The sequence below is a fragment of the Bhargavaea cecembensis genome (assembly GCF_000826125.2).
GTDB classification, from domain to species: domain Bacteria; phylum Bacillota; class Bacilli; order Bacillales_A; family Planococcaceae; genus Bhargavaea; species Bhargavaea cecembensis_B.
Genome location: NZ_LN651373.1, coordinates 7,501 through 30,600 on the forward strand (window position 1 = coordinate 7,501; position 23,100 = coordinate 30,600).

Genomic DNA, 23,100 nt, shown 5'->3' on the forward strand with positions numbered 1-23,100 from the left:
CTAATCGATCGAGGACTTAACCTCACGCATAAGAAGATCCGGAAGGATCTTGGTTCAATGTCTGTTTTATCCGGTTTTGAGCGAACAAGCTCAAGGTCCAGTGATGATGGCGAAGAGGTCACACCCGTTCCCATCCCGAACACGGAAGTTAAGCTCTTCAGCGCCGATGGTAGTCGGGGGCTTCCCCCTGCAAGAGTAGGACGTCGCTGGGCACAAGGCCGTCTCCTTTAGGAGGCGGTTTTTTTGTGTTCAATTTGAAAGGGGATATCTGAGGGGAGCAGCGGGCATCCACTTTGGCAATAGCCCACACAAAATACTGGACGCAAACTTGAAACGTTGCGTATCTAGGATAAAACGTTGTGTATCTAAGGTGAAACGTTGTTGATCTGAGCCGAAGCGTTAATTAGCTAGGCTGAGACGTTAATTAGCGGAGCTGAGATGTTAATTAGCTAAGCTGAAACGTTAATTAGCTAAGCCAAGCGGTTTTTTTGTGTTCAATTTGAAAGGGGATATCTGCGGGGAGCAGCGAGTATTAACTTTGACGGGTTGGGCGTCAGTTTTGATAGCGCGAGTGTCTTCTTTGGCGGAGTGAGCGTCAGCTTTCACCGGGTGAGTGCCAACTTGAGGCAAAGTGAGTGTTCAAGCTGTATAGGCAGGTCATTTAGTGAAAGTGGTCACCGTCTGATTTCTGTCGAAGGCAATAGACCCCACAAAATACTGGACGCAAACTTAAAGCGTTGCGTATCTAGGATAAAACGTTGTGTATCTTAGGTGAAACGTTGTGTATCTAAGGGAAAACATTGTGTATCTGAGCTGAAACGTTGTTTATCTGAGCCGAAACGTTAATTTGCCAAGCCGAAACGTTAATTAGCTAAGCCGAAACGTTAATTTGCCAAGCCGAAACGTTAATTATCTATGTAAGTCTCCGGTTCCCCCACCACAATCGCCAATCCTGAAACAGAAAAGCCGGGGCAAGCCGGAAGCCGGCAAGCTCTCTCTTGTCTCCGTTCCTCTGTTTCATGCACAATAGAGGCAATGGAGAGAGGTGGCCATCGTGAAGATACTCGTAGTGGATGATGATAAAGGGATCCGTGATTTGGTGAAGATCCAGATGGAACAGGCAGGCTATGAAGTCATCCAGGCTGCAGAGGCCATGGAGGCGCTTGCGCTCATGGATGAGGAGAATCCGGATCTGGCTATTGTTGATGTGATGATGCCGGGGATGGACGGCTTTGTCCTCACCGAGGAGTTGAAGTCGTTCCGGGATCTCCCGGTGCTTCTGTTGACGGCAAAGGGGGCGCTTGAGGATAAGGAAAGGGGCTTCCGGGCGGGGTCCGATGATTATGTCGTGAAGCCGTTTGAGCCGAAGGAGCTCCAGTTCAGGGTGGAGGCCATCCTCAGGCGGTATGGGAAGGAGGCTGGTGCAGTCATCTCGGTGGGGCCTCTCCGGATTGACCGGTCCAGCTATGAGATACACTGCGGGAGCCGGACGCTTCTTCTTCCGCTGAAGGAGTTCGAGCTGCTTGCCATCCTCGCCTCGAGGCCGAATGTCGTATTTGAACGGGAGTTCCTGCTTGAGCGGATATGGGGACTTGATTATGAGGGGGATGACCGGACCTTGTCCGTCCATATCAAGCGGGTCCGGGACAGGCTGGAGTCGCTGACGGACGAAGTGGAAATTGTGACGGTCCGCGGGGTCGGATATAAACTGGAGGAAGCGAATTGAAATCTTTGTACAGCAAGTTCGTCCTTTCTTCCGTGCTTGTCCTGGCGGCGGGCATTTTGCTTTCTTATTTGCTCGTCAATACGGTGTACCACCGGGACATGAAAGTCGAAAACGATGAAAAGCATGTCCGCATTGCCGGGGAGATGGCTTCATTCATCGAGAAGACGGACGGGCTTGATCTGGATCTTTACTTGAAGACGCAGGCGGAGGCGGGCTATATTTTGTACGCCTCGGATCAGGAGGGCGGCGGTACGTTCTACGGGGGACCGTTCAAGGAAAATTCCCTGCCGCAGGGGACTGTCCGGTCGGTCTTGGATGGGCATGTTTATCACGGCATGCGCGACTTGCCTGCGGAGACGTTCTTTTCGGGCTACTTCGCCAATGACGTCGCCAATACGGTCGGGGTTCCGTTTACCTACGGGGGCAGGCAGTACGCCTTGTTCATCCGGCCGGATATCGGGCTCCTGTTCAGCGAGCTCCACTGGCTGACCGCGATCATGTTCGTATCGATCGCGCTCATCGGATTCATTGCGGTCCTTTATACGGCGAAAAAGCTCATCGATCCTTTGACGGAGCTGACGGAGGCGACCAGGCGGGTGGCGCAGGAGCGTTTCACGGAGCTGCCGGATATCCGCAGGAATGATGAGATCGGGCAGTTGTCCGACAGCTTCAGGAGGATGGTGCGGAAGCTGGAGGAAAACGACCGTTCTCGGAAGGCGTTCATCAGTGATGTGTCGCATGATTTCCAGTCACCGCTGCTGAACATCAAAGGCTACGCGGAGCTGCTCGGCAAACCGGATCTTCCCGACAGCATCAGGGAAGAGTACTCGGGGATCATCCGGGATGAAGCCGTCCGGCTGTCCGATCTCGCCAGGCAGCTGCTCCTCCTGACTTCGATCGACCAGATCACCGAGCCCCCGGAGATCGGGACGGTGGATCTGGCCGGGCAGCTGCGTGAAGTGATCCGGAAATACCGCTGGGCGTTTGAATCGAAAGGGATCTACGTATCGATGGAGCTCGACGAAGCCGTCTACCGCGGTGACCGGGAGCTGCTGGAAAAGGTGTGGGAGAATCTGCTGTCGAATGCGGTCAAGTACACACCGGACGGCGGGGAGGTCGATATCCGGCTTGAGGCAGGGCCTGAGGCGGTCATTATCACGGTGGAAGACGACGGCCCCGGAATCGCTCCGGACGAGCGTGAACGGATTTTTGACCGGTTCTACCGGGCGGATGAGGCCAGGTCGCGCGAAGGCGGCACGGGGCTCGGCCTGTCGATCGTCCGGGAAGTCGTCGAGCTCCACGGAGGGACGGCCGCGGCAGGGTCCCGTCCGTCCGGCGGNGAGGCGGCCTGAACAGGCGCGACAGGCATAAGACGGAAGGCAGCGCGGATCCTGATCCGCAGAGCCGGCCGGCTTATGACCCCGAGCGACTGGCCGCCGAGGCCGGACACATAGAAAGATCCGGAAGGATCTTGGTTCAATGTCTGTTTTATCCGGTTTTGAGCGAACAAGCTCAAGGTCCAGTGATGATGGCGAAGAGGTCACACCCGTTCCCATCCCGAACACGGAAGTTAAGCTCTTCAGCGCCGATGGTAGTCGGGGGCTTCCCCCTGCAAGAGTAGGACGTCGCTGGGCACAAGGCCGTCTCCTTTAGGAGGCGGTTTTTTTGTGTTCAATTTGAAAGGGGATATCTGAGGGGAGCAGCGGGCATCCACTTTGGCAATAGCCCACACAAAATACTGGACGCAAACTTGAAACGTTGCGTATCTAGGATAAAACGTTGTGTATCTAAGGTGAAACGTTGTTGATCTGAGCCGAAGCGTTAATTAGCTAGGCTGAGACGTTAATTAGCGGAGCTGAGATGTTAATTAGCTAAGCTGAAACGTTAATTAGCTAAGCCAAGCGGTTTTTTTGTGTTCAATTTGAAAGGGGATATCTGCGGGGAGCAGCGAGTATTAACTTTGACGGGTTGGGCGTCAGTTTTGATAGCGCGAGTGTCTTCTTTGGCGGAGTGAGCGTCAGCTTTCACCGGGTGAGTGCCAACTTGAGGCAAAGTGAGTGTTCAAGCTGTATAGGCAGGTCATTTAGTGAAAGTGGTCACCGTCTGATTTCTGTCGAAGGCAATAGACCCCACAAAATACTGGACGCAAACTTAAAGCGTTGCGTATCTAGGATAAAACGTTGTGTATCTTAGGTGAAACGTTGTGTATCTAAGGGAAAACATTGTGTATCTGAGCTGAAACGTTGTTTATCTGAGCCGAAACGTTAATTTGCCAAGCCGAAACGTTAATTAGCTAAGCCGAAACGTTAATTTGCCAAGCCGAAACGTTAATTATCTATGTAAGTCTCCGGTTCCCCCACCACAATCGCCAATCCTGAAACAGAAAAGCCGGGGCAAGCCGGAAGCCGGCAAGCTCTCTCTTGTCTCCGTTCCTCTGTTTCATGCACAATAGAGGCAATGGAGAGAGGTGGCCATCGTGAAGATACTCGTAGTGGATGATGATAAAGGGATCCGTGATTTGGTGAAGATCCAGATGGAACAGGCAGGCTATGAAGTCATCCAGGCTGCAGAGGCCATGGAGGCGCTTGCGCTCATGGATGAGGAGAATCCGGATCTGGCTATTGTTGATGTGATGATGCCGGGGATGGACGGCTTTGTCCTCACCGAGGAGTTGAAGTCGTTCCGGGATCTCCCGGTGCTTCTGTTGACGGCAAAGGGGGCGCTTGAGGATAAGGAAAGGGGCTTCCGGGCGGGGTCCGATGATTATGTCGTGAAGCCGTTTGAGCCGAAGGAGCTCCAGTTCAGGGTGGAGGCCATCCTCAGGCGGTATGGGAAGGAGGCTGGTGCAGTCATCTCGGTGGGGCCTCTCCGGATTGACCGGTCCAGCTATGAGATACACTGCGGGAGCCGGACGCTTCTTCTTCCGCTGAAGGAGTTCGAGCTGCTTGCCATCCTCGCCTCGAGGCCGAATGTCGTATTTGAACGGGAGTTCCTGCTTGAGCGGATATGGGGACTTGATTATGAGGGGGATGACCGGACCTTGTCCGTCCATATCAAGCGGGTCCGGGACAGGCTGGAGTCGCTGACGGACGAAGTGGAAATTGTGACGGTCCGCGGGGTCGGATATAAACTGGAGGAAGCGAATTGAAATCTTTGTACAGCAAGTTCGTCCTTTCTTCCGTGCTTGTCCTGGCGGCGGGCATTTTGCTTTCTTATTTGCTCGTCAATACGGTGTACCACCGGGACATGAAAGTCGAAAACGATGAAAAGCATGTCCGCATTGCCGGGGAGATGGCTTCATTCATCGAGAAGACGGACGGGCTTGATCTGGATCTTTACTTGAAGACGCAGGCGGAGGCGGGCTATATTTTGTACGCCTCGGATCAGGAGGGCGGCGGTACGTTCTACGGGGGACCGTTCAAGGAAAATTCCCTGCCGCAGGGGACTGTCCGGTCGGTCTTGGATGGGCATGTTTATCACGGCATGCGCGACTTGCCTGCGGAGACGTTCTTTTCGGGCTACTTCGCCAATGACGTCGCCAATACGGTCGGGGTTCCGTTTACCTACGGGGGCAGGCAGTACGCCTTGTTCATCCGGCCGGATATCGGGCTCCTGTTCAGCGAGCTCCACTGGCTGACCGCGATCATGTTCGTATCGATCGCGCTCATCGGATTCATTGCGGTCCTTTATACGGCGAAAAAGCTCATCGATCCTTTGACGGAGCTGACGGAGGCGACCAGGCGGGTGGCGCAGGAGCGTTTCACGGAGCTGCCGGATATCCGCAGGAATGATGAGATCGGGCAGTTGTCCGACAGCTTCAGGAGGATGGTGCGGAAGCTGGAGGAAAACGACCGTTCTCGGAAGGCGTTCATCAGTGATGTGTCGCATGATTTCCAGTCACCGCTGCTGAACATCAAAGGCTACGCGGAGCTGCTCGGCAAACCGGATCTTCCCGACAGCATCAGGGAAGAGTACTCGGGGATCATCCGGGATGAAGCCGTCCGGCTGTCCGATCTCGCCAGGCAGCTGCTCCTCCTGACTTCGATCGACCAGATCACCGAGCCCCCGGAGATCGGGACGGTGGATCTGGCCGGGCAGCTGCGTGAAGTGATCCGGAAATACCGCTGGGCGTTTGAATCGAAAGGGATCTACGTATCGATGGAGCTCGACGAAGCCGTCTACCGCGGTGACCGGGAGCTGCTGGAAAAGGTGTGGGAGAATCTGCTGTCGAATGCGGTCAAGTACACACCGGACGGCGGGGAGGTCGATATCCGGCTTGAGGCAGGGCCTGAGGCGGTCATTATCACGGTGGAAGACGACGGCCCCGGAATCGCTCCGGACGAGCGTGAACGGATTTTTGACCGGTTCTACCGGGCGGATGAGGCCAGGTCGCGCGAAGGCGGCACGGGGCTCGGCCTGTCGATCGTCCGGGAAGTCGTCGAGCTCCACGGAGGGACGGCCGCGGCAGGGTCCCGTCCGTCCGGCGGCGCTGCATTCACCATCACGCTTCCCCGTTCCTGAACCGGTGCATGCGAGTCGTGCACCGGTTCTTTTCTATGGATCCTGCCGCAAAAACTCCGCTCGTGCCGGTTTTGTCACGCGGAGTTCAACTTCCGTTCACCTTCGCTCTTTACAATGAAGGTAATCAAGAAACGGAGGGGTTCAAATGCAACAAGAAAAATGGAGTTTGCGCCTGATGCGTATAGCAGCGTTGTTTGGTCTTGTGGGCACCATCCTCGGTTCCCATATGGCGGGGTCGGGATCGTATGCGTTCCGTCCGGTCCACGCCCACATCCTGCTCGTCGGCTGGCTGTCGATGTTCGCCTGGGGTGTATTCTACAAGCTGTACGCCGTCCGGTCGCCAAAATTGGTCGCCATCCAGGGATGGACGGGGATCATCGGCGCCATCGGCCTCACAGCCGGAATGTGGCTGCAGTTCCTGAAGCCGTTTAACATTAACGAGACGTTCTCGCTCATCTTCTATATCGTCGGCGGCACCATCCTTCTCATCAGCTTTGCGCTGTTCGTCGCAGTCACATTCATGACGGAGAAGAAGGCGTCCCGACAATGAAAGGGAAACGCCGTTATGTGATCACGCTGCTGATCTGGATTGTCGCTGCGGCGATCCTGTCGTTCACGGCACCGGGCTCCAAGGAGTTCGTCAAAAACAACGAGAACTTCGGGCTGCCTGCTGACGAGCCGTCGATTGTCGCAGCGGAAAAAGTGAAAGAGTTCTTCCCGGGAGACAGCGGGCTTCCGGCCATGGCCGTCATCCGGAACGAAGACGGGCTGACCGATGAGCAGCTGTCGGACTTCACAGAAGCCGTCGGTTCCATTGCGGATGACCCGGAGTTCAAAGACCTTAAAGTAATCCCGGCGGAAGCGCTGCTTGGGCAGAAAGACGCCTTCCTTTCCGAGGACGGCACGGTCTTCTTCGCGCCGGTAACATTGCCCGAGAAGCTGGAAGGCCATGATCTCATGACCGTGATGGGAGATTTGAAGGAGAAGGTCAAGGCCGACGCCCCTGAAGACGCGGAGATCAACTGGACCGGACCGGCCAGCATCGCAGCCGATGCGACGGAGCTGTTTTCGCGCGCGGATGTCGTGCTGCTCGTGTCGACGGTCGGGCTGATCCTCGTGCTGCTCCTCATCATCTACCGGTCGCCGCTCTTGGCATTCATCCCGCTCGTCGGGGCAGGGATCGTGTATGCCGTCGTGGACCGGCTGATCGGCATCGGGGCGAAAACAGAACTGTTCGTCACCGAAAGCCAGGCGTTGTCGATCATGATGATCCTGCTGTTTGCCGTGATCACCGACTACTCGCTCCTCATCTTCTCCCGGTTCCGCGAGGAGCTGAGGGTGCACGAACATCCTGCACAGGCGATGAAAGAAGCGATGCACCGCGTGAAGGAGCCGATCTTCTTCAGCGGAAGCACGATCTTCCTTGCCATGCTGACCTTGTTCACGGCGCTCTATGAGCCGTACCGGAACTTTGCGCCGGTCTTTGCAATCGCCGCGGTGGCCATGCTGGCGGCCGGCCTGACTCTCCTGCCGTCCCTGTTTGCGCTTGCCGGCCGGAAGGCATTCTGGCCGTCCATCCCGAAATACGGGGAAAAGGCGAAAACCGGCAAGCGGACAATCTGGTCGCGCGTCGCAGGGGCAGTCACGAAGCGTCCGGTCGTCTTCCTGACGGTCGTCCTGGCGTTCCTCGTCCTGTCTTCCCTGAATGTGCTGAACTACCGGGAGTCGTTTGACCTCGTCAAGGCATTCCCGGATGACCTGTCCTCCCGGCAGGGCTATGAGCAGCTCGCCGCCGGTTTCGGCGAGGGCGAGCTTGCTCCGGGAACCGTGCTCGTCGTTTCGGACGAAGACATCGACCCGGAGGCGGCGGTCAAGCTGTCGGAGCGTCTCGCCGACGAACCGGGCATTGAGCGGACCGGCTTCCAGGGCCACCCGGTATCGGAGGATGGCCACGCCGCCCGCATGACGGTCACGTTCAAAGGCAGCCCCTATGATTCGGCTGCGCTGGAAACGGCAGACCGGTTGCGTGATGAAGGCCCGTCACTCGCCGAGGAAGCGGGGATCCAGGACGCGGAATTCTATCTGTCGGGGGAAAGTGCCCTGAACGCCGATCTGAAGAAGATCAACGACCGTGATACGATCCTTGTCATGACGGCGGTTGCGCTTCTGATTGCGGTCATGCTCGGCTTCCAGACGAAATCCGTCGTGGCGCCGATCTACTTGATCGGGACGCTCATCCTGTCTTATGCGGCGACGCTCGGCCTGTCCGTGTTCCTGTTTGACGTGTTCCTCGGGCAGGACGCACTCAGTTACCGGATTCCGCTCTACTCGTTCGTCTTCCTCGTGGCGCTCGGGGTCGATTATTCGATCATGCTGATCGCCCGGATCCGGGAAGAAAAGCAGAGCCACGACCTGCATGACGCAGTCCGGCTCGGGATCGAACGGACGGGCGGCGTCATCAGTTCCGCCGGGCTTATCCTGGCGGCGACCTTCCTCGTGCTCGCCACAATGCCGGTCAACGAGCTGAAGCTGTTCGGCATGATGATGGCGCTCGGCATCCTGATCGATACCTTCATCGTCCGGCCGTTGCTGATCCCTGCAATCATCCTCCTTCTCGGCAAGAGAAGCGGGATTTGATAAGACCGATATGTAAAAAAGGATGTCCGGGCAATTTGCCGCCCGGGCATCCTTTTTTTACTCCACCGTAATTTCTTTTTTCGGCATCGTGTGCTGTTCGCGGGCGGTGACGTGCGAGGTCACGCTGTAAGTGCCCGGCTCGTCGAACGACTTTTCGATGATGTAGTATTCATCGCCGTCGAACTCACCGTCGATCCATTCGCTTTCACCCGAGCCGTCTTCAATTTCGAATTCGACTTCATTGGCGTCATCGACGATTTCCTCGTTCATCGTCACCTTCGCGCGGATGGTCACTTCTTCGCCGGCAGCAGCGCTTTCAGGCAGTTCCAGATCAACTTCGAGCGGGTACACGCCTTCCCCGGCTTCCATGTCTCCGTGCTCCCCCTCGTTCGCTGTGTCCGCGTTATCATCCCCGCATGCAGCGAGTCCGGCGGCGAGCACGATCGACAGAAACGGCAGTGTCCATTTTTTCATGAGTGTCCAGTCCCCTTTTATAAATTGTTCATCTTCCTTCATCAAACCATGAAAACACCTTCGTTTATGTGACAAATCAGAAACATTCCTGACAATCCGGTGTCATACGGGCGGCAACCGGCGTTGCTCCGCCCAGGTCGGCAGCAGCATTCCTGCCAGGATCACGAAGATTCCGGCGAGCTGCAGCACGGTGAACGGTTCATGCAGGAGAAGCACAGACGCCGTGACGGCCACCGGGAGCTCCGTGGCGCTCAAGATCGAGGCGAGTGCCGACCCGACATGCGGGACGGCGACCGAGAACAGGGTGACCGGCACGACGATGCCGAGCGTCCCGAGCAGGAGACCGTACTTCCAGAGGCCCTCTGCGATCTGGCCGTTCCAGAGGATGTCCGGCGACTGGAAGGCGGAGACGATGAGCATGGCGACGAAAGAAGTGATGAGCAGCCGGGTCGGCGTGGCCATCCCTTCCACGGTCTTGCGGTTGGAAAAGACGAACAGGGCGAAGCAGAGCGCGGCTGCAAGCCCCCATGCCCAGCCCTGCCACGGGATTCCGGACAGGTCCGTGCCGATCAGCCCGGCGGCAAGCAGCGTGCCGGCAAACAGCAGGATGAGCGAGAACAGCTCAACTTTCTTCGGCAGCCGGCGGACGGCGATGCAGTCGATGAGCATGCCGATCCAGGTGAATTGGAACAGAAGAACGACCGCCAGCGAGGCGGGAAGGTAAATGAGCGAGCGTCCGTAGACGATGCCGGTCAGGGCGGTAAAGAGCCCGGCGGGGATGAGCGCGGGCCATCCCCGGAATGAACGGCGTTTCCCGGCGGTGACGGCGAACAGCACGACGGCGAGCAGAAAGCCGGTCATGTACTGGGCGGTGACGGCTTCGGAGGCGGTGAAGCCCGCTTTCATGGCGAGCTTGATATTGGTCGACAGCACGCCGTAGCAGGCGGATGCAAAGGCGACCATGACGGGATAAATCCATCTTGGCATTCGTTCGTTCCTCCGTTTCATCCGGTATTATAGCATATCGGCCGGAAATTCCTTCGGGGGGCCGTACCGGCATCAAGTATAATGAAGGGAACTGAAACCGAACGGAGGAGAACCGCATGGAAGCGATTCAGAGCGGACGGATCATCGTCTACGGAGATGCGTTTGTCGACTATATTGCGACAGACCGGTCAAACACGGAGTTCAACCGGCATCTCGGAGGGGCCACGGTCAATGTGGCGGCCGGCCTGGCCCGGCTCGGGACGCCTTCGTCTTTCATCACGGTGACGGGTGACGACGAGGCGGGCCGGTTTGCAAGGGAAGGCCTGCTGGCGGAAGGCGTCGGGCTGGATCTTGCCGTGCTGGATCCGGGCAAGCGGGTGGTCCGGCTGTATATCCATCTTGACGAAAGCGGGGAGCGCGTCTTCCATACTTATCATGATGAGACCCCCGCCATCCAGGTCCGTCCCGGGGATATCCCGGCCGGGGCGTTGGAAGGGGTGTCGCTTCTGCATCTTGCATCGGGGACGATGTTCCATCCGGCCGCGCGGGAGACGACGGAGCGGCTCGTCGAACTTGCCGGGGCAGGCGGTGTGCCGATCTCGGTTGACGCCAATATCCGGCCTGCGCGGTGGGCGGATGAGGAAACATGCAGGAAGACGGTCAGCCGGTTCATCGAAGAGGCCTCGATCGTCAAGATGACGAAGGAGGAGCTTTCGTTCCTGACCGGTACAGAGAGCTTGGATGAGGGCCTGCAACTGATCCGGAGGCCGGCGCACCAAGTGCTTTTCATTACCGACGGGGCGAACGGTACTCACGGGATGCTCGGAGGTTCGGACTTGGGAGCGGTGCATGTGCCGGCAACCGCCGTCCGGGCGGTGGACACGACGGGTGCCGGCGATGCGTTCATGGCCGGCATCCTTCACTTCGTCCGGGTCCGCGGCATGCCGGGGGACCGGGATGCGCTCATCCGCTGTGCGGAATTCGGCAACCGCCTCGGAGCGATGGCCGTGACGAGAAAGGGCGCGCTCACCGCCCTGCCGCATGCGGGGGAACCGGGCACATGCCTGTGATTCCGCCTGCCTGTTTCATCACGGCCGTGGAACCGAACACCCCGGTGAACCGTATATGAAAGAACATCGAACACGGGGGGATCAATATGCAGTTCATGGAAACGCTCGCCAAGGTGCCGTGGGGACTCGTCTGGCCGCTCCTGGTCATCCAGCTCGTCCTCATGGCGATCGCGCTCGTCGACCTGGGGAGAAGAAAAGCGACGAACGGTCCGGTTCTTCTTTGGGTGTTCATCATCATCTTCGTCAATCTGATCGGGCCGGTGCTCTATTTCACGGTTGGGAGGCGGCATGAATGAAGGCGACACTTGAGGTCTCGAATCTGACGAAACGGTTCAACGGGCAATCCGCGGTCGACGAATTGTCGTTTTCGCTTGCCGGCCATACGGCGACGGCGCTTATCGGTCCGAACGGCTCCGGGAAAACGACGACGATGTCGATGATTGCCGGCCTCCTGCGTCCGACTTCAGGGACCGTCCGGTTCGAAGGGGCGGGGGCCGACCCCCGTTCGGGCATCGGCTTTCTTCCCCAGTATCCAAATTTTTTCCCGTGGATGACCGCACTCGAATACATGGAGATGGCAGCCGGTCTGAGCGGGATGAGCGGCCGGGAGACCCGCGCGGAATGTGAGCGGACACTCGGCTTTGTCGGGCTTTCGGATGCCGCACGCAAGCGCATCGGCGGGTTTTCCGGCGGAATGAAGCAGCGGCTCGGCTTGGCGCAGGCGATCGTCCACCGGCCGGCGCTCCTGCTCCTCGATGAGCCGGTGTCGGCGCTCGATCCCGCGGGCAGGCGCGAAGTGATGGATATGCTGAAGGAGCTCGGGGAGCAGGCGACCATCCTGTACTCCACCCATATCTTGAATGACGCCGAGGAAATGACGGACCAGCTTCTGTTCCTCAGGAAGGGCCGGCTGATCGAACAGGGCCCGCTCGGTGAGATCAAGGAAAAGTACGGCGGGCAGGACTTCCGGGTGGAGTTCAAGGATGCTGCGGCAGCGGGTCGGTTCGCTGCAGAAGCTCCGTGGCCGGCCGATCCGGACGGCGCAAGCGTCCGGATCCCTGCGGACGCTGTCCGGATGGAAGAGCTGCTCGGGTTTGCCGCCGGCCGGGCGGCCCATATCCGGTCTGTCGGGGAATCTACCGTCCGGCTTGAGGAAATTTTCCTGAAGGTGGTGGGTCGTCCGTGAAACAGTATGGGATTTTCATGCGAAAGGAATGGCGCGAACAGATCAGGGGCTTCAAGATCATCTGGGTGCCGCTTCTTTTCATCTTTTTCGGTGCACTGGAGCCTCTCACATACCATTTCCTTCCTCAAATCATGGATAGCATCGGCAATGTGCCGGACGGGATGGAGTTTTCATTCCCGGATCTGACGGGAACGGACATCATCGGGTCCCTGACCGGACAATACCAGCTGATCGGCATACTGGTCCTCGTTCTGGCGTTCATGGGCACGCTGTCGGGGGAGCGGAAAAGCGGGACCGGCACGCTTCTCTACGTCCGCCCGATTTCCTACTCGTCTTATTTTCTCGCGAAATGGACGGCGGCCTCTCTGCTTGCCGTCGCATCGGTCTGGCTCGGCTACGGGATGGCGATGACCTATATCATTCAGCTTTACGAGCATGTGCCCGCAGCCGGCGACCTCATCCGCTTCCTCCTCGTCTACGGGGTGTGGATCCTGTTTGCCGTGACGCTGACAGTGGCGGCAAGCGCCGCATTGCCAACGGGCGGAGCGGCGGGAGCTTCGCTGGCCGTCCTGTTTCTCGGTCAGATCATCGACGGCCTGGTCGGAAAGTACTGGCCGTGGACGCCGTGGAAACTGGCGGAGTACGGGCTGTCCTATCTGGCCGGATCACCCGATACGAGTGATTTCTATGGGGCATTGGCCGTCACTGCGGGTTTGATTGTCCTGCTGGTCTTCCTCGGCATTGCCGCGGCCGGCAAAAATGCTTCACGGGCGAAAGTATGAAAAACATGGACAGGTGCTATCGGAGGGATTCGATATTTCCCGGGAAATTACGTCGGGTTTCGACAAGCCCGATCACAGATTATCCGTCTGGATAAAAAAACAAAAGAGCCATCCGCCTGCCGCGGATGGCTCTTGTCCTTTTATTTCTCTTCCTCGTCCATTTCTTCCCGGTCATTCATGTATTCGCCGCCCGGGAACTTCTGCGGAGTCGAGGAGTCATGCTTCGTCATCCGTGGCCGCGCTTCCTCAAGCTGTTCCTGTTTCTGATCCTCGACCGGGATTGCATCCACCGTCTGCATGTCTTCATGCATATCATAGATGCTCTCACCCTTTTCGCCCCTCATGTTCTCAGGATTATCGGGTTTGTCCGGATTCATGTCCAACTCATTGTCCATTCCCCATTGCTCTTCCACTTTCTTCTTTTCACGTTCTGCCATTTTTAGGCACCTCTCTTCTCGGATTGCGGGAAAAGCGCCAGTTTCCCGTCGCCTTCCGCAAGTTTCGTACTATTAGTATTGCCGTATTCGGACAGCCTCAAACTCCCGCCCGATTGATGCGCCGGCATTGCCATGTAACATTTGTAATAGTTTCATCGGCAACGTTCCGGGTATTTAAAAGAGTAGTTGCATCGCATACGAAACGAATAAAAAATGGAGGGATCGCATTGGACAACAAAAAGTATATCGGCACATTCCGCTCGGAACAGGAAGTAATGAACCGGATTGAAGAACTGAAAGCGCAGGGGTACAAAGAGGAAGATCTATATGTGGTAACGAACGACGCGGATAAAATCTCCATGCTGCGTGGCCGAACGGACGTTGAGCTCCAGGGAGTCAACGAGCATCAGAACTGGCTGGATAAGTTCATGGACTTCCTGGGCGGCGAAGAGCCGGTGCATAAGGCCTTCACCGACATGGGCTTCACGGACGAAGAATCGAACCGCTATTATGATGAAGCGAAAAGCGGCGGCATCCTGCTGTTCGCAGACCGTGAGTACGGAAGCGCCCACACATCCGGCACGGGCACTGCCACGACGGGCACCGGCGCAGCCGCAACCGGCATGGGAACGGGCATGGCCGGCTCGAACATCAATCACTATGACTCGGCTGAAGTGAACAAGGACGGCATGACGGTCGACGCGCCTCCGCTCGGCGAAGGCCGCGGGGAAACAGTCGGCACCGGCCGTTTTGAAGAAAGCGACGCGGCGACTTTCCGCGACAACAACTATATGACCGGCACCGACCGGACTGATACGGATCGTCTGTCCGGCAACATGGACAACATGGACGACGAGCAGCGCCTCCGCCTCCACGAGGAAAAACTGAACGTCGACAAGGAACGTGTCCAAGCCGGCGAAGTGGACATCGACAAGCACGTCGTCACGGATGAGCAGACAGTCGAAGTCCCGGTCACCCGTGAAGAAGTGACGGTCGAGCGCCGCCAGGTCAATGATGAAATGGCGGACGGGGAAGCGTTTGATGACGGTGAAAGCATCCACATCCCGGTCACCGAAGAGCGCGTCGAAGTGACGAAGCGCCCGGTCGTAAGTGAAGAGATCGTCGTGAAGAAAGAAGAAGTCCAAGACACCGAGACCGTCAACGAAACGGTCCGCCGCGAGGAAGTCGACATCGAGGGTGAAGCCGGAATGAGAGAAACCGGTGAATTCAACCGTCTCGGACGCGCCGGCGGGGAAGCCGGATCGATGAACGACGCGGCAGCGGACCTCGACGACACGGAAGACCTTGAACTCCGCAACCGTGACCTCGACAACCGCGACCGCCTCTGAGCGGGACGGACGATATCACTTAAATCATTGAAGGAGGAATGCTGCATGGATGAAAAACATGATGGAATGTCCGATAAGATGAAAAGCGCCGTCAACAAGGTGAAAGGCGAAGCGAAGGACCAGTGGGGCAACGCAACAGGCGACACTTCCAAACAAGTTGAAGGCAAGTTTGACAAAGCCAAGGGTGAAGTCCAGAAAGAAGTCGGCGAGTTCAAGGATGGCATGAATCACAAGAAATGACTCCGAACCAAAAATCAACGCTATAAACCGGGGGGCATTGCCTCTCCGGTTTTTTTCATTTTTAATAGGCGCTTTGTCCTATGAAAACTCACAGATTTGTTCTCGAATCATGTAGAAAGAATTTTCGGAAATGATTATAATGAAGAAAAGGAAGGGCGGGAGAGGGGATGACACTCAAAAAGGGACGATTTGCAAAGTGGAACGGGAAAGAATATGAACTAGCATCGTATCAGCGGGTCTATTATCTCACCTCGGACAATCCGGCTTCGGTCAAGACGGACGGATTCCGGCCGCAGCAAGGCATGACCGATCGGTTTATCCGGGAGGTGTCTGTCCGTGACCTGGATCATGCCTATGAAATCATTCCATATGCGGTATACGAGAGCCATCGTTTCATGGTGGAAGGAGTGACCGATGACGGCAAGGCGGTTCTCATCACCAATGATCCGTTCGTTCAGGAAAAATTGCCGGTCAGGCCGTACGGAAAGCATGAATTCATCATCGAGGTTCCGCTGGATGAACTGGAAATCCAAGAGGATCTTATCCCGATTTTGGGATTCAGCAAAAAACCCGCCTTTTGAAGCTGAAAATTGCTGAAAAGTAGATATGTTATACTGATGTAAAGGGTTCGCCTCGGGTGAACCCTTTTTGGAACTCACTGATCCTAAAACAGAGAAGAGAAGGCGGGGAAGTACATGCTTGTGTTCGACAACGTATCGAAAGTCTATGCTGGCGGCAAGCGCGCCGTCGATCATCTGAACCTCGAAATCGGAGAGGGCGAATTCATCTGCTTTATCGGCCCCAGTGGCTGCGGCAAAACCACCACGATGAAAATGATCAACCGGCTCGTCAAGCCGACGGAAGGAAAGATCTTGCTTAACGGAAAAAACATCCTCGAACAGAATGTCGTCGAGCTCCGGCGGAATATTGGCTATGTGATCCAGCAGATCGGCCTGTTCCCGCATATGACGATCCGCGACAATATCGCCCTCGTCCCGAGGCTGAAAGGGGTCTCGTCAGAGGAACGGAACAAGCGGGCGGAAGAACTTCTGGAGTTAGTCAATATGCCGAAGGAGTTTCTGGACCGGTTCCCGCATGAGCTGAGCGGCGGGCAGCAGCAGCGGATCGGCGTTCTGCGGGCGCTTGCCTCGAATCCGCCGCTGATCCTCATGGACGAACCGTTCGGGGCGCTGGACCCGATCACCCGGGATTCTCTCCAGGCGGAGTTCAAGAACCTCCAGCAGTCCCTCGGGAAGACGATCATCTTCGTCACGCACGATATGGATGAAGCGATCAAGCTGGCGGACCGGATCGTCATCATGAGGGCGGGCCAGATTGTCCAGATCGGCTCTCCGGATGAAATCCTCCGGAACCCGGCGGATGATTTCGTCCGCGACTTCATCGGCAAGGAACGGCTCGCGGAAGCGCAGCAGCACTTCCAGACGGTCGGCCAGATCATGAACCCTGATCCCGTTTCGATCGGAATGGGGGCGACCCTCTCAGAAGCGGTCCGGACGATGCGCAGGCGCCGGGTCGACTCGCTTCTCGTCACGGATGATGCCGGCATCCTTCGCGGCAAGGTGACAATCGAACAGATCGACCGGAACCGCGACCGTGACGCGGCCGTTGCCGACCTGATGGAACGCGAGGTTGGGACGGTGCGTGCTGATACGCTTCTCCGGGATGCCACGAGAAATATCCTGATCCGCGGGTCGAAATACGTCCCGGTCGTCGATGAGCGGAAACGGCTCATCGGCATCATCACACGGACGAACCTCGTCGATGTCTTGTATGATTCCATCTGGGGAGAAGAGGAAGATGAAGCGGATACCGCCGCCAATGAAGCGGCCGCCGCTCCCGCTCCGCAAGCCGGGGAGGGATCCTGATGGATGCCGTCCGGGCATTTTTCAACGAATACGGAGTGCTGCTCCTGGAAAAGACATGGGAGCATCTGTACATATCCTTTGCAGCCCTTTTCCTGGGTGTAATCGTCGCCGTGCCGCTCGGCATCCTGCTCGTCCGGATTCCAAAAGTGGCCGGCATCATCATGGGAGTCGTCAGTGTTGTGCAAACGTTTCCAAGTCTTGCCATCCTGGCGTTCTTCATTCCGCTTCTCGGCATCGGGAAGATTCCGGCCATCGCCGCCTTGTTCCTTTATTCGATGCTGCCGATTTTGCGAAACACTTATATCGGGGTGAAAAACGTGGACCGCAACCTTCTGGAAGCGGCGCGGGGGATGGGCATGACCTCCTTCCAGCGGACGGTCCGCGTGGAACTGCCGCTGGCCATCCCGGTCATCATGTCGGGCATCCGCATGTCCGGCGTCTATCTGATCGGCTGGGCAACGCTGGCTTCGTTCATCGGCGGCGGAGGGCTCGGCGACTTCATTTTCGACGGGCTGTATCTGTTCCGTCCTGACCTGGTGATCGGCGGAGCGGTTCCGGTGACCCTGCTCGCCATCCTGCTCGACTACACGCTCGGCCGGGTGGAGTTCTATGCAACGCCGAAGGGTGTCCGCATAGAGGGAGGTGCCGCCTGATGAATTCCGCGAAACCTGACTCGATCCGCCGGTTGCTCCGGCCCTTGATGCTGCTCGTCCTGGCTGCGGTCGTTGTCTTGCCGGGCTGCTCGCTTCCGGGTCTCGGCGGCGGTTCGGACAACACCGTCCGGATTTCTACGCTCACCCACTCGGAGACGCAGGTCCTCGGCCAGATGCTCCGTCACCTGATTGAACACGAGACCGATCTGAAAGTCGAAATGATCGAGAACCTCGGGACTTCGATCATCCAGCACCAGGCGCTCACAAGCGGCCAAGTCGACATCACGGCCGCGCGCTACACGGGCACCGACATGGCTTCTGTCCTGGACACTGAACCGATGAAGGATCCCGATGAGGCGATGGCGTTCGTGAAAAAGGAATTCGACGAGCGCTTTGACCAGATCTGGTACGACTCATACGGCTTCCAGAACACCTATGCATTCACCGTCACGTCGAAGCTTGCCGAGGAAAAGGGCCTGGATACGGTCTCCGATCTCGGCAAGATTGCGGACGAGCTAACGCTCGGCGTCGACAACAACTGGCTGAACCGACAAGGGGACGGCTATCCGGGTTTCATCGAAACCTACGGCTATGAGTTCGGCGAGGCCCTCCCGATGGCGATCGGCCTCGTCTACCAGGCCGTCAAGAGCGGCAAGATGGACGTCGTTCTCGCTTACAGCACGGACGGCCGGCTGAAGGCGTTTGATCTGAAGACGCTGGAAGACGACAAACAGTTCTTCCCTCCATACGAGACATCGCCGGTGACGAGAAAAGAAGTCATTGAACAGCATCCGGAACTTGACGGACTGCTGAAGCGCATGGCCGGGAAAATTGATGCGGAGACGATGACGCGTCTCAACTATGAGGCCGATGTCAGCAAGCGGGAGCCGGCCCTCATCGCAAAAGAATTCCTGGAAGAAAACAACTACTTCAGAGAGGAGTGAGGAAGATGGAAACATTGCAGGAACTATGGTCGTATTATCAAATGAACGGCTCTTACGTCATGGAACAGTTTGTCCGCCACTTCCTCATGTCGGCCTACGGTGTTCTGTTTGCCGCGATTGTCGGCATTCCGCTCGGCATTTTGATCGCCCGGTACGGCAGGCTGAGCAGCTGGGTGCTGACGGCCGCAAACCTGATACAGACCATCCCCGCGCTCGCGATGCTTGCGGTTCTGATGCTCGCGATGGGACTCGGGGCCAATACCGTCGTCATGAGCCTGTTCCTTTATTCGCTTCTGCCGATCATCCGCAACACGTACACCGGACTGAGAAGCGTGGACCGGCCGATTTTGGAGGCGGGACGAGCGATGGGAATGACCGGCGCACAGCGGCTGTTCATGGTGGAGCTGCCTCTTTCGCTGTCGGTCATCATGGCCGGTCTCCGGACTGCGCTCGTCATCGCAATCGGCGTCGCCACAATCGGCGCCTTCATCGGCGGCGGCGGCCTCGGCTCGATCATCATCCGGGGCACGAACGTCACCGACGGCGGGGCGATCATCCTCGCCGGCGCCATCCCGACCGCACTCATGGCCGTCATCGCAGACGTCGTCATGAGCTGGATTGAACGCGCACTCTCCCCGGCGAATAAAAAGCGGGGAATCCTCGCCAGGACCGAAACGACCGAGACCACGGTCTAGGTCGTCCTCATGTATGAAGAGCCCCCTCTGCCTGATTGGTGGAGGGGGCTCGCCGTTTTGATGGCAGGGATTTTGAAATGAAAACACGCCCGAATCGCATAAATTAAAAAGAAAGGGGATGATGGCAATGAAAAAGCTGGTCGTCTTCCTGATCGTTGTCCTGATTTTTTCCGTTTTCCTCTATTTCGACAACGGGCGTCTGACGCTGACCCGGTATACCATCGACGACAGCCGGCTGCCCGAAGCATTCAGCGGGCTCCGGATCGTGCAACTGTCGGATGTGCATGATGCCGGATTCGGGGAGGGGCAGTCCAGACTCGTCGAGCGGGTCAGGAGGGAAAAGCCGGATCTCATTTTCATCACCGGTGATTTCATCGACAGCAACCGGTATGACCTTGACCGGAGCATGGACATGATCCCCGGCCTGACCGCTGTCGCCGATGTCTTCTATGTGATCGGCAATCATGAAGTCGCGACGAATCGCATTGAAGAGATCACCGGTGCCCTGGAAGAAGCAGGCGTCCATGTGCTGCGCAATGAAGCGATGGTCATCGGCGACGGGGAGGATCGGCTGGCAATCGCAGGGATTGACGATCTGCTGATCGGAGCCGGAGTGGAAGGAGAGGACGCATATACGGAAGATTCGCTGGCTGCCGCGCTCTCCGGCATTCCGGGCGGTGCATACACGCTGTTGCTCGCCCACCGGCCGGAGCAGTTCGGGGCTTATGCCGCAGCGGACATCCCGCTCACGTTTTCCGGCCATGCGCACGGCGGGCAGGTGCGTCTGCCGTTCATCGACGGGATTGTGGCACCGGGCCAGGGCTGGTTCCCTTCACTCACGAGCGGCGTCCATGATCAAGGCGGCAGCCGCCTCATCATCAGCCGGGGGCTCGGCAACAGCATCATCCCGCTCCGTGTCTTCAATCCGCCGGAAATCGTCTCGGTCACCCTGAGACGGACAGACTGAAGGGGCGTCCGTGCGCAGGCTCCGCCGCTCTCCCCGTGCTATAATGGACGGAACAACGGACGGGAAGTGGTGCAGCAATGGACGGACAACCGGCGGACAAACCGTATACCTTAAGGGACGCGGCCTTCTGGAAAATCATCGGGGCGCTCGGGTTCGCTTCGCTGTTCATCTTTTCGGCGATGTATACGACCCAGCCTCTCCTGCCGCTTTTCACGCAGGAATTCGGGATCGGAGTCTCCGCGGCGAGCCTTTCCGTCTCGATGACGACGCTCGGTCTCATCATCGGACTGCTCGTCATCAGCTTCCTGTCCGACCGGCGCGGGCGGACCCTTTTCATCAAGAGCTCCGTCGTCCTTGCGGTCATCCCGTTTTTCATCATGCCGTTCGCGCCTTCGTTTGCGCTGATCGTGATCCTCCGGTTCATCCAGGGCGTGGCGCTTGCCGGCGTGCCCGCCGCTGCGCTCGCCTACATCAGCGAAGAAGTCGACCGGCGCAGTGCAAGCTTTGCGACCGCGCTCTACATCTCCACGAACGCACTCGGAGGAATGACCGGACGGTTCGTGACCGGGTATGTCACGGAGCACTTTTCCTGGCAGACGGCGTTCCTCGGTCTCGGAGTCGCAGGCGCCCTGATCGCGGCGGCGGTCCTGTTCCTGCTTCCGCCGTCCAAACGGTTCGCTCCGGCAGAAGGAACGGCGAAGGAGGACCTGCACGCGTTCCTCTTCCATCTCCGGAACCCGATGCTCGTCATCCTGTTCGGGCTCGGAGTGGTCCTGCAGCTGAGCTTCACCGGCGTCTGGACCTTCCTGCCGTTCCATCTCGGCGGGGAGCCGTTCAACCTGTCGCTTGAGGCCATCTCCTATACATATCTGGCATACGGGATTGGCGTCATCGGGTCCCCGCTCGCCGGCTGGCTGTCCGGGCGCCTCGGTCTGCGGCCCGTCCGAATGGCGGGCATCCTCGTCATGTCCGCCGGCATCCTGATCACGCTCGGCGGCACGACGGCAGCGGTCGTCGCGGGGCTCTGCGTCATGTGCCTCGGATTTTTCACCGCCCATTCGCTCACCTCCGCGACCGTCGCCCGTGACGCCGCCCACCATAAAGGGAGCGCCTCGAGCCTGTACCTCGTTTCGTACTATATCGGCGTTGCGGCCGGCAGCACGCTGCTCTCGCCGCTCTGGACACTCGGCGGCTGGGATTTGCTCGTCATCTTCGTTGCCGTCATTCCGGCCGCCTATCTGATCTTCTCGCTTGCGGCCAGGAAGAAAATCCGCGCGCGCGTGTGAATGGATAGCATGTGAGGATGAATAGATAGAATGAGCGTCCGAATAGATAGTAAGAGCCCTCGAATAGATAGAACCAGGCCTCGAATAGATAGTAAGAAGTCGTACGCCGGAGCAGGCGGCTGGGAACTGCTGGCCACGGCAGGTGAGGACGAATAGATAGAATGAGCCTCCGAATAGATAGTAAGAGCCCTCGAATAGATAGAAAGAGGCCTCGAATAGATAGAAAGAGGCCTCGAATAGATAGAACCAGCCCCCGAATAGATAGTAAGAGGCCGTGCGGCCACGATTCGAAAAAAGAGAAAGCCATGCATCCGGAAAATCGGCTGCATGGCTTTTCTTATTTAAACAGTTCGGGCACGTGGGTGAGGTCGATGTTCCAGATGAGCGGGAGCAGGAACCAGACGGAGACGGTGACGAGCAAGATGCCGATCAGGTTCAGGGCGAGGCCGGCCTTCGCCATGTCCGGTATCCGGAGGTACCCCGAGCCGAATACGACGGCGTTCGGCGGAGTTGCGACCGGGAGCATGAATGCGCAGGATGCGGCGACGCCGGCTGCGACCATGAGGGCGAACGGATGGACGTCGAGCGCGATGGCAAGCGCACCCATGATCGGGTACATCATCGCGGCCGTTGCGGTGTTCGATGTGATCTCGGTCAGGAAGATGACGAGCGTCGCGACGATCAGGATGACGACAATGACCGGGACGCCTTGGAGGGCGGTCAGCTGGNATTCGCTCACCTCCGCGACCGTCGCCCGTGACGCCGCCCACCATAAAGGGAGCGCCTCGAGCCTGTACCTCGTTTCGTACTATATCGGCGTTGCGGCCGGCAGCACGCTGCTCTCGCCGCTCTGGACACTCGGCGGCTGGGATTTGCTCGTCATCTTCGTTGCCGTCATTCCGGCCGCCTATCTGATCTTCTCGCTTGCGGCCAGGAAGAAAATCCGCGCGCGCGTGTGAATGGATAGCATGTGAGGATGAATAGATAGAATGAGCGTCCGAATAGATAGTAAGAGCCCTCGAATAGATAGAACCAGGCCTCGAATAGATAGTAAGAAGTCGTACGCCGGAGCAGGCGGCTGGGAACTGCTGGCCACGGCAGGTGAGGACGAATAGATAGAATGAGCCTCCGAATAGATAGTAAGAGCCCTCGAATAGATAGAAAGAGGCCTCGAATAGATAGAAAGAGGCCTCGAATAGATAGAACCAGCCCCCGAATAGATAGTAAGAGGCCGTGCGGCCACGATTCGAAAAAAGAGAA

General features: G+C 57.7%; 22 protein-coding genes, 3 rRNA genes and 1 pseudogene (1 of these 26 only partly in view). 22 read left to right on the forward strand and 4 right to left on the reverse strand.

All coding sequences use genetic code 11. The features are described 5' to 3' along the window. The 9 genes from BN1189_RS05815 to BN1189_RS05855 all read left to right on the forward strand — a co-directional run. Positions 1-24 (forward strand): 23S ribosomal RNA (locus BN1189_RS05815); it begins 2,906 nt to the left of the window's first position. Between the two features lie 72 nt (positions 25-96). Continuing rightward, positions 97-212: ribosomal RNA gene (rrf, locus tag BN1189_RS05820) — 5S ribosomal RNA — on the forward strand. An 842-nt stretch (positions 213-1,054) separates the two neighbouring features. Beyond that, entirely contained in the window at positions 1,055-1,726 is a 672-nt protein-coding gene (locus BN1189_RS05825) for a response regulator transcription factor (protein WP_040226498.1), read from the forward strand. Positions 1,727-2,223: 497 nt separating this feature from the next. Further along, positions 2,224-3,078, forward strand: a complete 855-nt coding sequence (locus tag BN1189_RS16865; protein WP_441296263.1) for a sensor histidine kinase — start codon at positions 2,224-2,226, stop codon at positions 3,076-3,078. Between the two features lie 166 nt (positions 3,079-3,244). After that, positions 3,245-3,360 (forward strand): 5S ribosomal RNA (rrf, locus tag BN1189_RS05835). Between the two features lie 842 nt (positions 3,361-4,202). After that, positions 4,203-4,874: a response regulator transcription factor gene (locus BN1189_RS05840; protein ID WP_040226498.1), complete on the forward strand. Its 672-nt coding sequence runs from the start codon at positions 4,203-4,205 to the stop codon at positions 4,872-4,874. After that, entirely contained in the window at positions 4,871-6,247 is a 1,377-nt protein-coding gene (locus tag BN1189_RS05845; protein ID WP_040226461.1) for a sensor histidine kinase, read from the forward strand. Before BN1189_RS05840 ends, BN1189_RS05845 begins: the two co-directional genes overlap by 4 nt. 175 nt (positions 6,248-6,422) lie before the next feature. Then, positions 6,423-6,797, forward strand: coding sequence for a hypothetical protein (locus BN1189_RS05850; RefSeq protein WP_257125386.1), 375 nt, complete (start codon positions 6,423-6,425; stop codon positions 6,795-6,797). Next, a complete protein-coding gene (locus tag BN1189_RS05855) occupies positions 6,794-8,884 on the forward strand; it encodes an MMPL family transporter (RefSeq protein WP_040226466.1) in 2,091 nt (696 codons plus the stop codon). Before BN1189_RS05850 ends, BN1189_RS05855 begins: the two co-directional genes overlap by 4 nt. 57 nt (positions 8,885-8,941) lie before the next feature. Here the strand turns inward: BN1189_RS05855 and BN1189_RS05860 are convergent, their stop codons facing one another. Both BN1189_RS05860 and BN1189_RS05865 read right to left on the reverse strand, forming a co-directional pair. Beyond that, on the reverse strand, positions 8,942-9,358 hold the full coding sequence (locus tag BN1189_RS05860; protein ID WP_040226500.1) for a FixH family protein: 417 nt from the start codon (positions 9,356-9,358) through the stop codon (positions 8,942-8,944). 102 nt (positions 9,359-9,460) lie between these two features. Then, positions 9,461-10,345 (reverse strand): EamA family transporter, encoded by an 885-nt coding sequence (locus tag BN1189_RS05865; RefSeq protein ID WP_040226468.1) that lies wholly within the window; start codon positions 10,343-10,345, stop codon positions 9,461-9,463. Between the two features lie 116 nt (positions 10,346-10,461). Here BN1189_RS05865 and BN1189_RS05870 point away from each other — a divergent pair, with 116 nt between their 5' ends. The 4 genes from BN1189_RS05870 (at position 10,462) to BN1189_RS05885 (ending at position 13,383) form a co-directional block, all read left to right on the forward strand. Next, positions 10,462-11,415: a carbohydrate kinase family protein gene (locus tag BN1189_RS05870; protein WP_040226471.1), complete on the forward strand. Its 954-nt coding sequence runs from the start codon at positions 10,462-10,464 to the stop codon at positions 11,413-11,415. Positions 11,416-11,501: 86 nt separating this feature from the next. Beyond that, entirely contained in the window at positions 11,502-11,711 is a 210-nt protein-coding gene (locus BN1189_RS05875; protein WP_179860919.1) for a PLDc N-terminal domain-containing protein, read from the forward strand. Then, positions 11,708-12,601 carry an ABC transporter ATP-binding protein gene (locus tag BN1189_RS05880; protein WP_040226474.1) on the forward strand — a complete coding sequence of 298 codons (894 nt, stop codon included), beginning with the start codon at positions 11,708-11,710 and terminating at the stop codon, positions 12,599-12,601. The genes BN1189_RS05875 and BN1189_RS05880 overlap by 4 nt, the downstream gene beginning before the upstream one ends. Then, on the forward strand, positions 12,598-13,383 hold the full coding sequence (locus BN1189_RS05885) for an ABC transporter permease (RefSeq protein ID WP_040226476.1): 786 nt from the start codon (positions 12,598-12,600) through the stop codon (positions 13,381-13,383). Before BN1189_RS05880 ends, BN1189_RS05885 begins: the two co-directional genes overlap by 4 nt. Positions 13,384-13,523: 140 nt before the next feature. Here the strand turns inward: BN1189_RS05885 and BN1189_RS05890 are convergent, their stop codons facing one another. Continuing rightward, positions 13,524-13,820: a hypothetical protein gene (locus BN1189_RS05890; protein ID WP_040226478.1), complete on the reverse strand. Its 297-nt coding sequence runs from the start codon at positions 13,818-13,820 to the stop codon at positions 13,524-13,526. 227 nt (positions 13,821-14,047) lie between these two features. Between BN1189_RS05890 and BN1189_RS05895 the strand changes: the two genes are divergently transcribed. From BN1189_RS05895 to BN1189_RS05935, 9 genes are all read left to right on the forward strand, one after another. Next, positions 14,048-15,169, forward strand: a complete 1,122-nt coding sequence (locus tag BN1189_RS05895; protein ID WP_052455667.1) for a YsnF/AvaK domain-containing protein — start codon at positions 14,048-14,050, stop codon at positions 15,167-15,169. Between the two features lie 45 nt (positions 15,170-15,214). Beyond that, positions 15,215-15,409, forward strand: a complete 195-nt coding sequence (locus tag BN1189_RS05900; RefSeq protein WP_040226480.1) for a CsbD family protein — start codon at positions 15,215-15,217, stop codon at positions 15,407-15,409. Positions 15,410-15,576: 167 nt separating this feature from the next. Continuing rightward, complete coding sequence (locus tag BN1189_RS05905) at positions 15,577-15,990, forward strand: hypothetical protein (protein ID WP_040226481.1); 414 nt, start codon at positions 15,577-15,579, stop codon at positions 15,988-15,990. 114 nt (positions 15,991-16,104) lie between these two features. Further along, the gene (locus BN1189_RS05910) at positions 16,105-17,295 is read left to right on the forward strand and encodes a betaine/proline/choline family ABC transporter ATP-binding protein (RefSeq protein ID WP_052455668.1); all 1,191 of its coding nucleotides are present in this window, start codon (positions 16,105-16,107) and stop codon (positions 17,293-17,295) included. Then, positions 17,295-17,948 (forward strand): ABC transporter permease, encoded by a 654-nt coding sequence (locus BN1189_RS05915; protein WP_040226483.1) that lies wholly within the window; start codon positions 17,295-17,297, stop codon positions 17,946-17,948. Before BN1189_RS05910 ends, BN1189_RS05915 begins: the two co-directional genes overlap by 1 nt. Further along, the gene (locus BN1189_RS05920; RefSeq protein WP_052455669.1) at positions 17,948-18,892 is read left to right on the forward strand and encodes an osmoprotectant ABC transporter substrate-binding protein; all 945 of its coding nucleotides are present in this window, start codon (positions 17,948-17,950) and stop codon (positions 18,890-18,892) included. Before BN1189_RS05915 ends, BN1189_RS05920 begins: the two co-directional genes overlap by 1 nt. 5 nt (positions 18,893-18,897) lie before the next feature. Next, a complete protein-coding gene (locus BN1189_RS05925) occupies positions 18,898-19,587 on the forward strand; it encodes an ABC transporter permease (RefSeq protein ID WP_040226485.1) in 690 nt (229 codons plus the stop codon). 127 nt (positions 19,588-19,714) lie between these two features. After that, on the forward strand, positions 19,715-20,554 hold the full coding sequence (locus BN1189_RS05930; protein WP_040226509.1) for a metallophosphoesterase: 840 nt from the start codon (positions 19,715-19,717) through the stop codon (positions 20,552-20,554). A 77-nt stretch (positions 20,555-20,631) separates the two neighbouring features. Further along, positions 20,632-21,840, forward strand: a complete 1,209-nt coding sequence (locus BN1189_RS05935; RefSeq protein WP_040226486.1) for an MFS transporter — start codon at positions 20,632-20,634, stop codon at positions 21,838-21,840. 337 nt (positions 21,841-22,177) lie between these two features. On the opposite strand, the pseudogene BN1189_RS05940 reads toward BN1189_RS05935, so the two are convergent. Next, positions 22,178-22,567: pseudogene (locus tag BN1189_RS05940) on the reverse strand (SLC13 family permease); the annotation flags it as partial. Positions 22,568-23,100 lie beyond the last annotated feature (533 nt).

Coding starts and splice junctions, on each gene's coding strand:
- BN1189_RS05930 (WP_040226509.1), top strand. CDS start 19,715: ATGAAAAAGCTGGTCGTCTTCCTGATCGTTGTCCTGATTTTTTCCGTT.
- BN1189_RS05920 (WP_052455669.1), top strand. CDS start 17,948: ATGAATTCCGCGAAACCTGACTCGATCCGCCGGTTGCTCCGGCCCTTG.
- BN1189_RS05865 (WP_040226468.1), bottom strand. CDS start 10,345: ATGCCAAGATGGATTTATCCCGTCATGGTCGCCTTTGCATCCGCCTGC.
- BN1189_RS05900 (WP_040226480.1), top strand. CDS start 15,215: ATGGATGAAAAACATGATGGAATGTCCGATAAGATGAAAAGCGCCGTC.
- BN1189_RS05935 (WP_040226486.1), top strand. CDS start 20,632: ATGGACGGACAACCGGCGGACAAACCGTATACCTTAAGGGACGCGGCC.
- BN1189_RS05855 (WP_040226466.1), top strand. CDS start 6,794: ATGAAAGGGAAACGCCGTTATGTGATCACGCTGCTGATCTGGATTGTC.
- BN1189_RS05890 (WP_040226478.1), bottom strand. CDS start 13,820: ATGGCAGAACGTGAAAAGAAGAAAGTGGAAGAGCAATGGGGAATGGAC.
- BN1189_RS05915 (WP_040226483.1), top strand. CDS start 17,295: ATGGATGCCGTCCGGGCATTTTTCAACGAATACGGAGTGCTGCTCCTG.
- BN1189_RS05850 (WP_257125386.1), top strand. CDS start 6,423: ATGCGTATAGCAGCGTTGTTTGGTCTTGTGGGCACCATCCTCGGTTCC.
- BN1189_RS05875 (WP_179860919.1), top strand. CDS start 11,502: ATGCAGTTCATGGAAACGCTCGCCAAGGTGCCGTGGGGACTCGTCTGG.
- BN1189_RS05905 (WP_040226481.1), top strand. CDS start 15,577: ATGACACTCAAAAAGGGACGATTTGCAAAGTGGAACGGGAAAGAATAT.
- BN1189_RS05910 (WP_052455668.1), top strand. CDS start 16,105: ATGCTTGTGTTCGACAACGTATCGAAAGTCTATGCTGGCGGCAAGCGC.
- BN1189_RS05870 (WP_040226471.1), top strand. CDS start 10,462: ATGGAAGCGATTCAGAGCGGACGGATCATCGTCTACGGAGATGCGTTT.
- BN1189_RS05860 (WP_040226500.1), bottom strand. CDS start 9,358: ATGAAAAAATGGACACTGCCGTTTCTGTCGATCGTGCTCGCCGCCGGA.
- BN1189_RS05925 (WP_040226485.1), top strand. CDS start 18,898: ATGGAAACATTGCAGGAACTATGGTCGTATTATCAAATGAACGGCTCT.
- BN1189_RS05880 (WP_040226474.1), top strand. CDS start 11,708: ATGAAGGCGACACTTGAGGTCTCGAATCTGACGAAACGGTTCAACGGG.